Annotated in this window: 16 protein-coding genes; 6 read left to right on the forward strand and 10 right to left on the reverse strand. The window is 61.2% G+C overall.

Annotated elements, in window-relative coordinates; all coding sequences use genetic code 11:
- Positions 1-258 precede the first annotated feature (258 nt).
- On the reverse strand, positions 259-1533 hold the full coding sequence (clpX, locus tag A3A9_RS0101695; protein ID WP_023759839.1) for an ATP-dependent Clp protease ATP-binding subunit ClpX: 1275 nt from the start codon (positions 1531-1533) through the stop codon (positions 259-261).
- Positions 1534-1828: 295 nt separating this feature from the next.
- A complete protein-coding gene (locus tag A3A9_RS0101700) occupies positions 1829-2458 on the reverse strand; it encodes an ATP-dependent Clp protease proteolytic subunit (protein ID WP_027028592.1) in 630 nt (209 codons plus the stop codon).
- Between the two features lie 339 nt (positions 2459-2797).
- Here A3A9_RS0101700 and A3A9_RS0101705 point away from each other — a divergent pair, with 339 nt between their 5' ends.
- Positions 2798-3388 carry a hypothetical protein gene (locus A3A9_RS0101705; RefSeq protein WP_027057243.1) on the forward strand — a complete coding sequence of 197 codons (591 nt, stop codon included), beginning with the start codon at positions 2798-2800 and terminating at the stop codon, positions 3386-3388.
- Between the two features lie 20 nt (positions 3389-3408).
- On the opposite strand, the gene A3A9_RS0101710 is transcribed toward A3A9_RS0101705, so the two are convergent.
- The gene (locus tag A3A9_RS0101710; RefSeq protein WP_027057244.1) at positions 3409-4512 is read right to left on the reverse strand and encodes an NAD(P)/FAD-dependent oxidoreductase; all 1104 of its coding nucleotides are present in this window, start codon (positions 4510-4512) and stop codon (positions 3409-3411) included.
- Positions 4513-4616: 104 nt separating this feature from the next.
- On the opposite strand from A3A9_RS0101710, the gene A3A9_RS0101715 reads away from it, so the two are divergent.
- Together A3A9_RS0101715 and A3A9_RS0101720 are read left to right on the forward strand one after the other, a co-directional pair.
- The gene (locus tag A3A9_RS0101715; RefSeq protein ID WP_027057245.1) at positions 4617-5867 is read left to right on the forward strand and encodes a cytochrome P450; all 1251 of its coding nucleotides are present in this window, start codon (positions 4617-4619) and stop codon (positions 5865-5867) included.
- A 25-nt stretch (positions 5868-5892) separates the two neighbouring features.
- The gene (locus A3A9_RS0101720; RefSeq protein WP_027057246.1) at positions 5893-6960 is read left to right on the forward strand and encodes a hypothetical protein; all 1068 of its coding nucleotides are present in this window, start codon (positions 5893-5895) and stop codon (positions 6958-6960) included.
- 26 nt (positions 6961-6986) lie between these two features.
- On the opposite strand, the gene A3A9_RS38055 is transcribed toward A3A9_RS0101720, so the two are convergent.
- The 7 genes from A3A9_RS38055 to A3A9_RS0101755 all read right to left on the reverse strand — a co-directional run bounded on the left by A3A9_RS38055 (position 6987) and on the right by A3A9_RS0101755 (position 12416).
- Positions 6987-7772, reverse strand: coding sequence for a glycosyltransferase family 25 protein (locus tag A3A9_RS38055; protein WP_161634468.1), 786 nt, complete (start codon positions 7770-7772; stop codon positions 6987-6989).
- 192 nt (positions 7773-7964) lie between these two features.
- Complete coding sequence (locus tag A3A9_RS0101730) at positions 7965-8312, reverse strand: cupin domain-containing protein (RefSeq protein ID WP_430515872.1); 348 nt, start codon at positions 8310-8312, stop codon at positions 7965-7967.
- A 95-nt stretch (positions 8313-8407) separates the two neighbouring features.
- A complete protein-coding gene (locus tag A3A9_RS0101735) occupies positions 8408-9688 on the reverse strand; it encodes an O-acetylhomoserine aminocarboxypropyltransferase (protein WP_027057248.1) in 1281 nt (426 codons plus the stop codon).
- Positions 9689-9845: 157 nt separating this feature from the next.
- Complete coding sequence (locus A3A9_RS0101740; RefSeq protein WP_027057249.1) at positions 9846-10367, reverse strand: CoA-binding protein; 522 nt, start codon at positions 10365-10367, stop codon at positions 9846-9848.
- Entirely contained in the window at positions 10364-11146 is a 783-nt protein-coding gene (locus A3A9_RS0101745; RefSeq protein ID WP_027057250.1) for an AAA family ATPase, read from the reverse strand. Before A3A9_RS0101745 ends, A3A9_RS0101740 begins: the two co-directional genes overlap by 4 nt.
- Positions 11147-11159: 13 nt before the next feature.
- Positions 11160-11582 (reverse strand): VOC family protein, encoded by a 423-nt coding sequence (locus tag A3A9_RS0101750; protein WP_027057251.1) that lies wholly within the window; start codon positions 11580-11582, stop codon positions 11160-11162.
- Between the two features lie 12 nt (positions 11583-11594).
- Complete coding sequence (locus A3A9_RS0101755; protein WP_027057252.1) at positions 11595-12416, reverse strand: enoyl-CoA hydratase; 822 nt, start codon at positions 12414-12416, stop codon at positions 11595-11597.
- 155 nt (positions 12417-12571) lie between these two features.
- Here A3A9_RS0101755 and A3A9_RS0101760 point away from each other — a divergent pair, with 155 nt between their 5' ends.
- The 3 genes from A3A9_RS0101760 to rpsI all read left to right on the forward strand — a co-directional run bounded on the left by A3A9_RS0101760 (position 12572) and on the right by rpsI (position 14211).
- A complete protein-coding gene (locus A3A9_RS0101760) occupies positions 12572-13033 on the forward strand; it encodes a PaaI family thioesterase (protein WP_027057253.1) in 462 nt (153 codons plus the stop codon).
- A 229-nt stretch (positions 13034-13262) separates the two neighbouring features.
- Positions 13263-13727, forward strand: a complete 465-nt coding sequence (gene rplM / locus A3A9_RS0101765) for a 50S ribosomal protein L13 (RefSeq protein WP_010915638.1) — start codon at positions 13263-13265, stop codon at positions 13725-13727.
- A gap of 1 nt (position 13728) precedes the next feature.
- Positions 13729-14211 (forward strand): 30S ribosomal protein S9, encoded by a 483-nt coding sequence (gene rpsI, locus A3A9_RS0101770; RefSeq protein WP_027028580.1) that lies wholly within the window; start codon positions 13729-13731, stop codon positions 14209-14211.
- The last annotated feature ends 52 nt before the right edge of the window (positions 14212-14263 follow it).

Genomic DNA, 14263 nt, shown 5'->3' on the forward strand with positions numbered 1-14263 from the left:
ATATTAACGACCGGGGATCGTTCCGCCTACCACCGTTTGTGACGGGAGTTTTACAGCACAGAAATCGGGCACCTCGGCCTTCTCCAATTAGTTGGATGCACGATCCCCAAAGATCAAGAGGCGAGCACAAATCCGCCCCTCCAACTTGCCCGCGAGTGACACATTTGCGACGGCAAACCCGAGCCTGGCCGCAAAACCCCGCGTGACAGCAAAACGGCGCCTTGCGGCGCCGTTTCAGAATTTCGCTGCGGGCCCATGTCAGGCGCTGACATTGCCCTTCTTTTCCTTCTGTTCGGAGTAGATGTAGAGCGGCCGGGCGCTGCCGGTCACCACTTCCTCGGAAATCACCACTTCGCGCACACCTTCGAGGGCGGGCAGTTCGAACATGGTGTCGAGCAGGATCGCTTCCATGATCGAGCGCAGGCCACGGGCGCCGGTCTTGCGCTCGATGGCGCGCTTGGCGATCGCCGAGAGCGCATTCTCGTGGAAGGTCAGGTCGACATTTTCCATCTCGAACAGCCGCTGATACTGCTTGACCAGCGCGTTCTTCGGTTCGGTCAGGATCTGGATCAGCGCCGGCTCGTCAAGGTCCTCCAGCGTCGCCAGAACCGGCAGACGGCCGACAAACTCCGGAATGAGGCCGAATTTCAGCAGATCCTCGGGCTCGACCAGGCGGAAAACATCACCAGTGCGGCGATCCTCCGGCGAAGCGACGATAGCACCGAAGCCGATCGAGGTTTTCCTGCCGCGATCCGAGATGATCTTGTCCAGGCCGGCGAAGGCACCGCCGCAGATGAACAGGATGTTGGCGGTGTCGACCTGCAGGAACTCCTGCTGCGGATGCTTCCTGCCGCCCTGTGGCGGCACGGAGGCGACCGTGCCTTCCATGATCTTCAACAGCGCCTGCTGCACGCCCTCGCCCGACACGTCGCGGGTGATCGAGGGGTTGTCGGACTTGCGCGAAATCTTGTCGATCTCGTCGATATAGACAATGCCGCGCTGGGCGCGCTCGACATTGTAGTCGGCCGACTGCAACAGCTTCAGGATGATGTTCTCGACGTCCTCGCCGACATAACCGGCTTCGGTCAGCGTCGTGGCATCAGCCATGGTGAAGGGCACGTCGATGATGCGGGCCAGCGTCTGCGCGAGCAGCGTCTTGCCGCAACCGGTCGGGCCGATCAGCAGGATGTTGGACTTGGCCAGCTCGACATCGTTGTTCTTGCCGGCATGCGCGAGCCGCTTGTAATGGTTGTGGACCGCCACCGACAGCACGCGCTTGGCGTAAGGCTGACCGATGACATAGTCGTCGAGAACCTTGAGGATCTCCTGCGGTGTCGGCACGCCTTCGCGCGACTTCACCATCGAGGTCTTGTTCTCCTCGCGGATGATGTCCATGCACAGCTCGACGCATTCATCGCAGATGAAGACCGTCGGGCCAGCAATCAGCTTGCGCACCTCGTGCTGGCTCTTGCCGCAAAACGAGCAATAAAGCGTGTTCTTGGAATCACCGCTGTTGTTGCCGACCTTGCTCATTTTCATGTCCTTTCATGGCCGCCCGCCGATGGTCTGGCTGAAAGGGCGCATATTCTATCTATCGCGGGAATCCGCCGCCGCCAGTGTCCCGGCTCCCGCAACGTATTCCGTACGAAACACAAATCAGAAAACGTGGCAATGATTCGCAGCTACCCTACACAAAGCTAAGCCGTCGAAAATCAACATAGCCTTAACGTAGGCAATCCTAACCGTCGAGGGAACAGCCAATTGTGGCCGAAATGCCGCAAGACGCGCCAAAAGCGCGTGATGCGGCGATCCAACTGCCAAGAAGCCTTTATGCCACCGCTCCTTCGGGGGGCTCGCGCGACGAAATGACCTTGTCGATGAGGCCGAAATCCTTGGCTTCGTCGGCGGTCATGAAATGGTCGCGGTCGAGCGTGCGTTCAATCTCCTCGTAGGTCTTGCCGGTGTGCTTGACATAGACCTCATTGAGGCGGCGCTTCAGCTTGACGATATCCATGGCGTGGCGCTCGATATCGGAGGCCTGGCCCTGGAAGCCGCCGGACGGCTGGTGAACCATGATGCGGGCGTTCGGGGTGGCGAAGCGCATGTCCTTGTGGCCGGCGGTCAAAAGCAGCGAGCCCATCGAGGCAGCCTGGCCGATGCAAAGCGTCGACACCGCCGGCTTGATGAACTGCATGGTGTCGTAGATCGCCATGCCGGAGGTGACGACGCCACCCGGCGAGTTGATGTAGAGGTTGATTTCTTTCTTCGGGTTCTCGGCCTCAAGGAAAAGCAGCTGCGCGCAGACCAGCGTCGCCATGCCGTCCTCGACCGGACCGGTGATGAAAATGATGCGCTCCTTGAGGAGGCGGGAGAAGATGTCGTAGGCCCGCTCGCCGCGATTGGTCTGTTCGACCACCATCGGAACGAGGTTCATGTAGGTTTCGACGGGGTTCTTCATCAGTTATCTCTTATCTCGCGGTGGGATCCCGGCGCCGGAAATGCCGGCAAATCGGTCAGAATCGGTTCTGGATCGTTATTCCGTAGATAGGATGCCGGCTCATCCTTGTGCAAGGCCGACCCGTCCTAGCCATCTGGGTAAGTCGAATCAAGGTTTCCGGGCAAGGATTCGCATTGCCTGACGCCTGCGCCAGCCTGGAGCGGCCGGTATCGATACGCAACGTAGCAGTTTCTTAACCTCGTCACTTAACGAAATGCGCCGAAACCGCTTTTCTCCCGGACAGCTTACCCTACAATTCAACGTTGAACTCGTGCCTACAGTTCAAACAGGGGGAGTGTCATGTTCAGGAGAAGCGCATCCTTCGCCATTGCCGGGCTGACCATGCTCGGCACGATTTCGCAAACGGCAGCCGGCGGCCGTGCCGTCGAATGCTATGAGCCGGTGCGAACACCTGATGTCTATGACACGGTCTATGAAGACGTGATGGTAAGCCCGCCCGGCCAGCAGGTCGACTATATCCCACCCATCTACGGTACGCGCGAACGTGTGGTGATGACCGTTCCGGCGCAGGTGACCTACGAGGTCGTGCCCGCAGTCACCCGCGCCGTCTATCATACGGTCCAGGTCGACGATGGCGGCTATTCCTGGGAATGGCGCGTCATTCATGGCCGCAGGGTGCTGTGCAAGACCTGGCACAAGGCGCGCTACGAACGCGTCGCCGAGACCGTGGTGATCCAGCCCGAACGCACGCGGCGGGTGGTCATTCCGGCACAGTACGACCGCATCGCCGAGGAAGTGCTGGTGCAGCCGGAGCGAAGGCGCATCATCGATGTTCCCGCATCCTATCAGACCATGGCGCGCCGCGTGGTGGTGCGTGAAGGGTCGTCAGGCTGGCGGCGCGTGCATATTCCGAGGCATTGCCAGGATTAATTCAAGGTTCGGGCGAGTCCTCAGGCCACCTCCGCCCGCAACCATTGCTTCAGGCCGGCGACATCCCCGTCGCCGACAGCAGCCGCAACGCGCCTGCCGACCGCCGCGCCGAACTTGTAGCCATGACCGGAGCAGGCCGAGACAATGAGGCATTTTCCGCGCTCATCGGTGAAAAATTTCTCGTCGTCCGTGAAGGTGTAAGCGCAGGTGACCACTTCAGTCACCTGGTATTCCCCGATGCGGGCGATCGGCGGCGAAAACAGGTTGCGGATCGCCTCGCCCTCGCCCGCCACCGGGTCGCGGTTCCAGTCGGCGTCGCTGGTCGGTACCCTGTGCAGACCTGACCCGAATTTCATGCCGGCGCCGCCGGAGGGCGGGATCACGTAGCCGTCGACAGCACCGCCGATATCGAGGACGACCGGCGCAGCTTCCCAGGCCGCCTTGAGGTCTGCAGGCGGTTCGACATAAGCGAGCGCGGTTCGATACGTCTTCAGTTCGCCGCCCAGTTCCGGAAACAGCTTTAGCACCCAGGCGCCGGCGGCGACGACAATGCGGTCAGCCTGCATCGTCTCGCCGCTTTCCAGCACGACATGGCCTGCCTCGGCATCGATCTTCGTCACCTTGCTGTGTTCATAGACATTGGCACCGTTAGCGCGCAGCCATTTTGCCAATCCCGCCGCGATCTTGCGGCAATGCAGGGCGCCGCCTTCGGGCGAAAAATAAGCATAGCGAAACGAACCCGGTTCGAGGAAAGGCCAACGCTTGACCGCGGCATCCGGCTCAAGCAATTCGAAGGGAAAATTCCCTTCCTCCAGGCCCTCGCGGTATTCCTCGGCCTCGTCGCCCGGCTCGCGCGAAATGCAGACAAATCCACGCGCATCGAGATGGTTCTCGCCGAGATCGGCCCACATCTCGTCCCAGGCCTGATAGGCCTCGGTGATCAGCCGACCATAGCCGGTTCCCGCGCGGTAGGCGCGGCGGATGATGCGGTGATGGTCGCCCGACGCGGCCAGCGGATTGGGGATCGGCCCTTGCTCGACGATCGAGACGCTGTGGCCCGCCTTGACCAGCGACCACGCCGTGGAGAGACCGGCAATCCCCGCGCCGACGACAATCACATTCATCCGTTCAGACCTTCCGCAGCCGCACTGGCTGGCTCAACTCATCGGTTATCGCGCGCCAACATACGGTCTGGAATGAGGCTGGCAAGCCGCGCTATGGGTCTGGCATGACCAAATTGACGCTCCCTTACCTCGCCCTTGATCCAGTCACCCGCCAGTTGCGGCTCGATCCGCACGAGCCTGCCTTTTTCCTGAACCCGTACGAGGCCTATGCCTTGCTGCACGGCGTATCGAATGCCTTCCTCTGGGAGGAATTCGGCCACTGGTGCTTTGGCGGCTTCGACGATGTCAACCGGCTGCTACGCGACCGCCGCTTCGGCCGCCAGAATCCAACCGGCATTCCCGACAGCCGTGGCATCGACAGGGATCGCAGCCATCTCAAGGCATTCGACGGCGTCGAAGCGAACTCGATGCTGGAGCTCGAGCCGCCGGTGCACACGCGACTGAGGACGCTGGTCAACCGGGCCTTCGTCTCGCGCCAGGTCGAACGGCTGCGGCCGCGTGTCGAGGCGCTCGCCAATGAGCTGATCGACCGTTTTGATCCGACCGGCCCCGTCGACCTTCTGCCCGCCTTCGCGGCACCCTTGCCGATCACCATCATCGCCGAAATGCTTGGCGTGCCGTTGGACATGGGACCGCAACTGCTCGACTGGTCACATCAAATGGTCGCCATGTACATCCATGGCCGCACGCGCGAGACCGAGGAGACTGCTAATCGCGCGGCACACGAATTTGCCGATTTCCTGCGCGGTTACGTCACCGAGCGGCGCAAGAATCCCGGCGACGACCTGCTGTCGCTGCTGATCTCGGCGCAGGAGGACGGCCAAAAGCTGTCGGAGGACGAAATGGTGTCCTCCGCCATCCTGCTGCTCAACGCCGGCCACGAAGCGACCGTGCACCAGACCGGCAATGCAGTGCGCTCGATCCTGGCGCAAGGCGGTGACCCCAGCCGCTTCTTCACCTCGCCCGAAACAACCGCTGCAACTGTCGAGGAATGCCTGCGCTTCGACGCACCGCTGCATATGTTCTCGCGCTATGCCTATCAGGAGATCGAGATCGCTCCAGGCATCGTCGTGCAACCGGGCCAGACGATCGGGCTGCTGCTCGGCATGGCCAATCATGATCCGCGTGCCTTTGCCGAACCACAGGCCTTCCGGCCGGAGCGTATCGACCAGAAGAACGTGTCTTTTGGTGCCGGCATCCATTTCTGCATCGGTGCACCGCTGGCCCGGCTCGAACTGCAGGTGTCGCTGAAGACTTTGTTCGAACGGCACCCGCAACTGCATCTTGCCGAAAGCCCGCGCTTCCGCGACACTTACCACTTCCATGGGCTGGAAACGCTCGCTGTCGGCTTTTGAACGATCGGGGGCCCGGGGCTGCGCGATGAGACTGTTTTGGAGACCGGCGACGGCATTCGCATTGGCGTTGCTATGCGTCTGCATGGGAGCGGCGCGCGCGCAGCAGCAGCCGGAAAACATCCCGCAGGAAAACAGCGATGCTGTTGCGCGGACCATGGCTGGCAGCCTGCTTGAACGTCAGACGGGAGCGGCTGTGCCCGCGGACAAATTCTGGGCGTATGAAGTCGACTTCAACCTCGACGGCCTGTCGGAAATCTATGCCTATGTCGCAAATCCCGACTGCGATGGCGTGAAATGCGGGCTTTTCCTCTTCGTGCTGGAAGGTGACACCTACCGCGAGGTTCTCGGCGACATCCCGGGCGCCAGACTGGCGGCTCCAGACAAGGTCAGCCTCGGCACCTTCAAGCGCAACGGCTTTTTCGATCTACAACTCGACCAGAGGGTGCTTGGCTGGACGGGAGATCGCTATGCGGACGCCTCAACCTTCCCCGCCACTTTGCTTGACGGAACTGTCTTCATGGCGGCCTGCAAAAAGAGCAAATCAAGCGAACAGCCCGAAGAAGGCGAGGCCGAGAAAACTGCCGAAGCGTGCCAATGCCAGATCAACCGATTTCAGACGATCGGGTTCTCACAGGCCGAACTTGACCAGTATTCTGCCTCCCTGGGAGAGAGTTTCGAGTATCCCGGCGGCGGCAAGGACGAAGCCTGGCAAGCCGTCGCCACGAGCGGGAGCGACGTCGCAACCGGTTGCGATGTTGCAAGTGGTAAAAGCCAATGGCCCTCGGCCTCTCTCAGTCATGGCGACCAGCCGCAGCAGAAACTCAATTTCGACGGCTTTCTCGGAGCTTGCCCGACGCAGGATTTCATCCTGACCAACCACAAGACCGGCTCGCCCGATCGGGCGCTCGCGCTTTGCGGCTGTCTTGCCCGCGAAATCCCGACCTATGGCGTCAGCCAGGAAGGGCTCGATCTCCTGGCGCAATATTATCGAAACGAGCTTTCAGACGCAGATCTCGGAGCCCAGGACGCCGATTTGTTGACGTCACACGACAAGGCGTCGGAGGCCTGCCTCAGCCAGTTTCCGGCGAAGTAGATCGCCGTAAAACCTCCGAGAGGCAGCTATGCCAATGCCGGGATCGGGCTGGGATCTGTGTTTACGTGTATCGCCAGCGGAAAACGCAGCGGCACGGCGTCGACCTTCTCCGTGCCGAAAAAGTTCCTGTTGCGAAGATGCGCGAAGGCGCGAGTAGCCTCTGCCTGGATCCTGTCGATGATGCGCTTGTTTCTGGGGGGCGGCGGAGCGAATTGGATCAAGGTCGAAGGGCCGCCGTTGTCCGCGACGAACTGGGCCTGGGCGCAGAGCGCCGGCATCAGCTGATAGGTTGTGTTGCGCGCGGTCGTCATCTCGGTTGGGCTGAAGAGCACGAAATCGACCGTTGCCTTCAGGCGCCTGGTGCCCTTGAGCAGCTTTTGTGCGGCCTTTTTCGTAAGAATATAGCCGCATGCGCCCATGTGCTGTCCCAACAGCAGCGTTGCGGAGTATCCATTTTTAACGGGAACATGCCGGCCGCCAACCCTCACCGGGACAAAGAATGTTTCGAGCTTGACCACGTCCGCGTCTCGCGGAATCCAGCTGTCATCGGCGAGCATGGGTCCGGCGTCATGGCTGAAGACAACATCGTCCTCGAACACGGCGCCATACCGGTCGGGGCCATCCGCGATGATTTGCCAGCACAGACGGTGGCTGAGAAAGCAGCAGACTTCTGCCTCGGAGAGCGGAGGGGCGATGAACGGAGCCCCGGTGACCGCATCTATCCCCGCAACACGTTCGAAAGGAACGCCAATGCGGGAGAACTCTGCCATGACGTCAGCGAGCCGATCGACCGATCGGTCAAGATTGATCACCAAACACTTCACTGTCGTCCCCGAGACATGAAAGCTCTTCGCGATCTCTACTTCGTGTCGCCGCTTTGGGCAGGAAGTTTCACCGGTAGTCATTGTCGCTTGTCGAGGTGCTATACGGGCCTGCCAAACGGCAGTCAACTTTCGCGAGCGCCGCACGATTGTGACCATCGAAGCAGGTTCGGAACTGGATGCCTACAGCTTGATCACGTACTCCTTGCGAGTCGTTTCAAGCACTTCCCAGCTTCCCTTGAAGCCCGGTCTCAGCACGAAACTGTCGCCGGACCTGACGGTGCGGGCTTCGCCACCGTCCTCCGCGATCACCGAAACACCGGACAGGATGTGGCAGAACTCCCATTCGTCATAGACGATGCGCCACTTGCCGGGGGTCGATTCCCAAATGCCAGCATACAGGCCGCCGTCCCGTTCCTCGACATTCCAGGTGCGGAATTTCGGATCGCCCGAGATCAGGCGATCTGGCGCCGGCGCGCCAGATTCAGGGTCGACGCTGTCAGTCGATATTGTCAGGTAATTCGTGGACAGGATTTTGCCTCCATGAAAAGAGCCGGCCTCCTGCCGGCTCACCCCCACCCCGGCGCTGCGCGCCGACCCTCCCCACAAGGGGGAGGGTAAAAGGATCAGACCTTGGCGAGCGCCTGTTCGAGGTCGGCGACGATGTCGTTGACATCCTCGATGCCGATCGACAGCCGCACCGTGTCCGGACCCGCTCCAGCCTTGACCTTCTGCTCGTCGGATAGCTGGCGATGGGTGGTCGAGGCCGGATGGATGACCAGCGATTTGGTGTCACCGACATTGGCCAGATGCGAGAACAGTTCCAGCGCCTCGACAAACTTGACGCCGGCGTCATAGCCGCCCTTGAGGGCGAAGGTGAACACGGCGCCCGCACCTAGCGGCGAGTATTTCTTTTGCAATGCGTTGTTCTTGTCGCTGGGCAGTCCTGGGTAGTTCACCGAGGCGACCTTGGGATGGTTGGACAGCCAGGCGGCAACCGTCACGGCGTTGTCGCAGTGACGCTGCATGCGCAGCGGCAAGGTTTCGAGGCCAGTCAGGATGAGGAAGGCGTTGAAGGGCGAGATCGCCGGGCCGAGATCGCGCAGGCCGAGCACGCGCGCGGCAATGGCGAAGGCGAAATTACCGAAGGTTTCGTGCAGCACCAAGCCGCCATATTCGGGGCGCGGTTCCGACAGCATCGGGTATTTGCCCGATTTCGACCAGTCGAAGGTGCCGCCATCAACGATGGCACCACCGATCGAATTGCCGTGACCGCCGATGAATTTGGTCAGCGAATGGACGACGATATCGGCGCCATGCTCGATCGGCCGGATCAGATAGGGCGAGGCCAGCGTGTTGTCGACGATCAGCGGCAATCCGTGCTTGCGCGCTATGTCGGCGATCTTCTCGATGTCGACGAAGGTGCCGCCCGGATTGGCCAGGCTCTCGATGAAGATCGCCTTGGTCTTGTCATCGATCTGGCTCTCGAAGGTCGAGATGTCGTTGGTGTCAGCCCAGCGCACCTCCCAGCCATAATTCTTGAAGGCGTGGCCGAACTGGTTGATCGAGCCGCCATAGAGCTTGTTGGCGGCAACGAAATTGTCGCCCGGCTGCATCAGATTGTGGAACACGATCACCTGCGCGGCGTGGCCGGAAGCGACCGCAAGAGCAGCCGTGCCGCCTTCGAGGGCCGCGACGCGCTCTTCGAGCACCGCCTGGGTGGGGTTCATGATGCGGGTGTAGATGTTGCCGAACGCCTTCAGCCCGAACAACGAGGCGGCGTGATCGGCATCATCAAAGACAAAGGAGGTCGTCTGATAGATCGGCGTGGCGCGCGCGCCGGTGGCCGGGTCGGGCTTGGCGCCGGCATGGACGGCGAGCGTGTTGAAACCGGGCGAACGGGTCACTGAAACCTCCCTTTGAACCTTCTCGAATTGGCCGGGCATTCTTGGCGAAGGCCGCGCATGAATGCAAAGAAGAAAATACCTTTCGGCGACAATCCTTCGCTCTCACCGCAGGATAATGCGGCATTTCGCGGAAAAATTTTGCGCCTTTGCGTCCTGCCTATTTTTGACGCACGCCAAAACTCTGAAAACCCTGGCGCATCAGCGGCTTCTTCGACGACAGCACGCCGGAATTGACACCGGTCCAGCCGATCTCGCCGGACAATTTGCCATACTCGATCTTGGGGCAGCGGTTCATCACCACCTTGATGCCCGCTGCCTCGGCACGCGTGGCCGCCTCGTCATGGCGCACGCCAAGCTGCATCCAGATGACTTTCGGCAAGGGATCGAGCCGCAACACCTCGTCGACAATGCCGGGCACTGCCGTCGCGGCGCGAAAAATGTCCACCATATCGATCGGCCCGGGAACATCGGCGAGGCTGGCATAGGTCATCTGGCCGAGGATTTCCTTGCCGGCCTGGCCAGGATTGATCGGAACCACGGAAAAGCCCTTGGCCAAAAGATATTTCAATACGAAATAGCTTGGCCTGACGTCATTGGCGGACGCACCGACCATGGCGATGGTCTTCACCGAATTGAGGATGCCGCCGATGTAGGTGTTGTCGTAACTATCGTGGTTCATGCCTCGTCCTCATACAACGCCTCGGCGAGAAAACCATCCGGGTCATTGCTGAAATCGCGCAACATCCGGAAGTGGTCGATATCACGAAAGTCCGCGGGCTCGAGCCCGAACCGGCTGATCCGGAACAGCCGCGCCCCGGGACAAGCCATCAACAGCGGCGAGTGCGTAGCCATGATCACTTGCGCGGCGCCCGACTGGTCCATGCGCCGCAGCATCTTCAGCAGTTCGATCTGGCGCGACGGCGACGGCGCGCTCTCGGGCTCGTCGAGGATGTAGATGCCTTGCCGGCGGCAGCGTTCCTCGAAAAAGCGAATAAAACCCTCGCCATGCGACCAGGACAGGAAGTCCGGCGGCGGTGGCTTGAAGGGATCTTCCAGCGCTGCCTGGTCGAGGTAGCGGGCGACGGAATAGAAAGATTCGGCACGAAAGAACCAGCCGGCGGTGACTTTCGGCATCCAGTGGCCCCGAAACGTGTGCGCCAGTGCGGCGCCGCTCTTGTCGATGGCGATGGAATGGTCGACCGGGCGGTAGCCTTTGCCGCCGCCGGCCTCGTCATAGCCGGCCAGTGCGCCGATCGCCTCGAGAAGCGTGGATTTGCCGGTGCCGTTCTCACCGACAATGATGGTGATGGGCGTGGTGAATTCGAGTTCGAATTCGTGACCGCGAAACAGCGGCAGGTTCCAGGGGTATTTTTCCCAGTCGGCCACGCGCTCGGGATCGAGCAGGATGCGCTTGAGATAAGGTGCCTTGAGCCGCGTCAGCTGCTTGCGGTAGGCCATCACTTGTTCAGCGTCATTCGGGCAACGAAATCGTGCCGTCTTCGGCGATCGGAAAGGCCGGATTGTGCGCCACCTCCCAGACATGTCCGTCGGCATCGGCGAAGTAGCCGTACCAGCCGCCCCAGAAGGCGCGGCCTGCCGGCTTGACGATGCGGCCGCCCACTTGCTCAGCCTGCGCCAGAACCTCGTCGACTTCGGCGTCGGAGCGGGTGTTGTAGGCGAGATAGACGGCGGACGGCGCCTTGGCGAAAGCTAACCCCGCATCCTGCTCGGCGCTGGCGCGCGGAAACAGGCCGAGAATGGCGCCGCCCATCTGGAAGAAGGCAACGCCGTCGGTGATGCCGGCGTGGCGAGTCAGCCCCATCGCCTCATAGAACCGCACCGCACGGTCGAGATCGTCGGTGGCGACGGTGATGATGGAGATGCGCGGTTCCATGGGTCGAAAAGCCTATTCGTCCGTCCATTCCGGCTTGCGCTTGCCGATGAAGGCGCCGATGCCTTCTTCCGCGTCACGCGCCAGCATGTTCTCGACCATGACGCGGCCGGTATAGGCATAGGCATCCGCCAGCCCCATTTCGGCCTGCGCGTAAAAGGCTTCCTTGCCGGTCTTGACCACCAAAGATGATTTGGAAGCAATGGTTTGCGCGTATTTGGTGACGATCTGATTCAGGTATTCGCGCGGCACGACGCGGTTGACCAGGCCGAAGTCCTTGGCCGTTGCCGCGTCGATCGTCTCGCCGGTCAACAGCATCTCCATTGCCTGCTTGCGCGAGACGTTGCGAGACAGCGCCACCATCGGCGTCGAGCAGAACAGGCCGATGTTGACGCCGGGCGTGCAGAAGGTTGCCTCATGCGAGGCGATCGCCAGGTCGCAGCTGGCGACCAGTTGCAGGCCGGCGGCGGTCGCCAGGCCGTCGACCTCGGCGATGACAGGCAAGGGATGGTGCACGATCGCCTGCATCAGAGTGGCGCAAGCGGCAAACGTCTGTTCGAAGAGGGCCTTGCCGCGATCAGCATCGGCGCGGCGTGCCGTCATTTCCTTCAAATCATGGCCGGCACAGAACACTTTTCCAGCCGCCGACAGCACGATGACCCGAACAGCCTTGTTGGTCTTGGCGCGCTCGAGTTCCGCCGTCAGCGCCGCCATGACCCCAAGCGACAGGGCGTTGGCGGGGGGATTGGCGAGCGTCAGGCGCAGCACACCCTTGTCCAGCCTTGTCGTGACCGGACCTTCGACAGCGGCAGGCTTGATGGCAAGGATTTCGGCCATGGCTAAGGTCTCCGCGATTCCGCTCGGGCTGGAAGAGTATCTAATATCGGATCGGGTTTCATCCAACACCCATCGCTTGCGCCAGAGAGGTGAAGGTGTTGCCAGAAACGGGCCTCTGCGCTCATACAAGCCGGGCATTAGAACGAGAGACCGAAATGCCCGCCCAGACCAATCTCAAGCCGGTGCTGACCGCCGCGCAAATCAATACGCTGATGGAGACCGTCTTTCCGCAGCTCAACGAGAGTTCCGCTGCCTATGAGGCGATCGACGTCTTTCCCGGCGGCTGCACCGTGCGGCTCAACGCCAACGAGCGGCATCTGCGACCCGGCGGGACGGTGTCTGGCCCTGCCCTGTTCACGCTGGCCGATATCGGCGGTTATGTCTGCGTGCTCAGCCATGCCGGGCCGGACGCGCTTTCGGTTACCGTCAACCTCGATATCAATTTCGTCCGCAAGGCCGAGGCCGGGCCGATCGATGGCCACTGCCGCATCCTGAAGCTCGGAAAGAGCCTGATGGTGTTCGACATCGACATCGTTGCCGGCCCAGAGGGGCAGACGATCGCGCACGCCACGGGGACTTATTCGATCCCGCCGAAGCGCAGCGATGTGGTAAAATAATACCTTTTAACTAACCCATTGTTTTTACTATATTTTACGTACTACAAGACTTTTCCGTCGCCTTGACGCGGTCCCGACCCTCGCCTATAAGCCCTCACGAAGCAGCGGCCCGCAAAGGCCGCCGTTTTGTTATTGGCGACGGGCAAGCGTCTATCGCCAATCCAAGCAACAAGAAACGCCTTCCTTATCGTTTGTGGATTGGGGAAGGTCCAAACCGAGAGCAGAAAACATGACAACCTTTTCGCAGAAGCCTGCGGATGTGGTGAAGAAGTGGATCCTGATCGACGCCGAAGGTCTCGTCGTCGGTCGTCTGGCCACTGTCATCGCCAATCATCTTCGCGGCAAGCACAAGCCGACCTTCACCCCGCATGTCGACGACGGCGACAATGTCATCGTCATCAATGCCGACAAGGTGGTGTTCACCGGCAAGAAGTTCACCGACAAGGTCTATTATTGGCACACCGGCCACCCCGGCGGCATCAAGGAGCGCACCGCGCGCCAGCTGCTCGAGGGCCGTTTCCCCGAGCGTGTCGTCGAGAAGGCCGTTGAGCGCATGGTCCCGCGTGGCCCGCTCGGCCGTCGCCAGATGAAGAACCTGCGCGTCTATGCAGGCGCAGAGCATCCGCATGTCGCCCAGCAGCCAGAAGTCCTCGACGTGGCCAAGCTGAATTCCAAGAACAAGAAGGTCGCATAAGATGGCTGAGCTTTCCTCGCTCGCAGAACTGGGCGCCGCCACCGGCAACACGAATACCCAGCCGGCAGCCCCCGTCCACGTCCAGAAACTCGACAAGTCGGGCCGCGCCTATGCCACCGGCAAGCGCAAGAACGCCATTGCGCGCGTCTGGGTGAAGCCGGGTTCCGGCAAGATCGTCGTCAATGACAAGGAATTCGCGACCTATTTCGCGCGCCCCGTCCTGCAGATGATCCTCAACCAGCCGATCATCGCCTCCAACCGTTCGGGTCAGTACGACATCGTCGCCACTGTCGTCGGCGGCGGCCTCTCCGGCCAGGCCGGTGCCGTTCGCCACGGCATATCCAAGGCGCTGACCTACTACGAGCCGGCGCTGCGCGCCGTGCTCAAGAAGGGCGGCTTCCTGACCCGCGACAGCCGCGTCGTCGAGCGCAAGAAGTACGGCAAGGCGAAGGCCCGCCGCAGCTTCCAGTTCTCGAAGCGCTAAGCCACGAAACTTCAGAAATCGAAAAGGCCGCCTCCGGGCGGCCTTTTTGCAT

The sequence above is a fragment of the Mesorhizobium loti CJ3sym genome (assembly GCF_000472785.1).
GTDB classification, from domain to species: domain Bacteria; phylum Pseudomonadota; class Alphaproteobacteria; order Rhizobiales; family Rhizobiaceae; genus Mesorhizobium; species Mesorhizobium loti_E.

What these genes read in the sequence shown, in the direction of transcription:
- A3A9_RS0101745 (WP_027057250.1), bottom strand. Translation starts at nt 11,146, where the DNA reads ATGGCCTACCGCAAGCAGCTGACGCGGCTCAAGGCACCTTATCTCAAG.
- A3A9_RS0101755 (WP_027057252.1), bottom strand. Translation starts at nt 12,416, where the DNA reads ATGGCCGAAATCCTTGCCATCAAGCCTGCCGCTGTCGAAGGTCCGGTC.
- A3A9_RS0101760 (WP_027057253.1), top strand. Translation starts at nt 12,572, where the DNA reads ATGCCCGCCCAGACCAATCTCAAGCCGGTGCTGACCGCCGCGCAAATC.
- rpsI (WP_027028580.1), top strand. Translation starts at nt 13,729, where the DNA reads ATGGCTGAGCTTTCCTCGCTCGCAGAACTGGGCGCCGCCACCGGCAAC.
- A3A9_RS0101700 (WP_027028592.1), bottom strand. Translation starts at nt 2,458, where the DNA reads ATGAAGAACCCCGTCGAAACCTACATGAACCTCGTTCCGATGGTGGTC.
- A3A9_RS0101720 (WP_027057246.1), top strand. Translation starts at nt 5,893, where the DNA reads ATGAGACTGTTTTGGAGACCGGCGACGGCATTCGCATTGGCGTTGCTA.
- A3A9_RS0101750 (WP_027057251.1), bottom strand. Translation starts at nt 11,582, where the DNA reads ATGGAACCGCGCATCTCCATCATCACCGTCGCCACCGACGATCTCGAC.
- A3A9_RS0101715 (WP_027057245.1), top strand. Translation starts at nt 4,617, where the DNA reads ATGACCAAATTGACGCTCCCTTACCTCGCCCTTGATCCAGTCACCCGC.
- A3A9_RS0101710 (WP_027057244.1), bottom strand. Translation starts at nt 4,512, where the DNA reads ATGAATGTGATTGTCGTCGGCGCGGGGATTGCCGGTCTCTCCACGGCG.
- clpX (WP_023759839.1), bottom strand. Translation starts at nt 1,533, where the DNA reads ATGAGCAAGGTCGGCAACAACAGCGGTGATTCCAAGAACACGCTTTAT.
- A3A9_RS0101740 (WP_027057249.1), bottom strand. Translation starts at nt 10,367, where the DNA reads ATGAACCACGATAGTTACGACAACACCTACATCGGCGGCATCCTCAAT.
- A3A9_RS0101705 (WP_027057243.1), top strand. Translation starts at nt 2,798, where the DNA reads ATGTTCAGGAGAAGCGCATCCTTCGCCATTGCCGGGCTGACCATGCTC.
- rplM (WP_010915638.1), top strand. Translation starts at nt 13,263, where the DNA reads ATGACAACCTTTTCGCAGAAGCCTGCGGATGTGGTGAAGAAGTGGATC.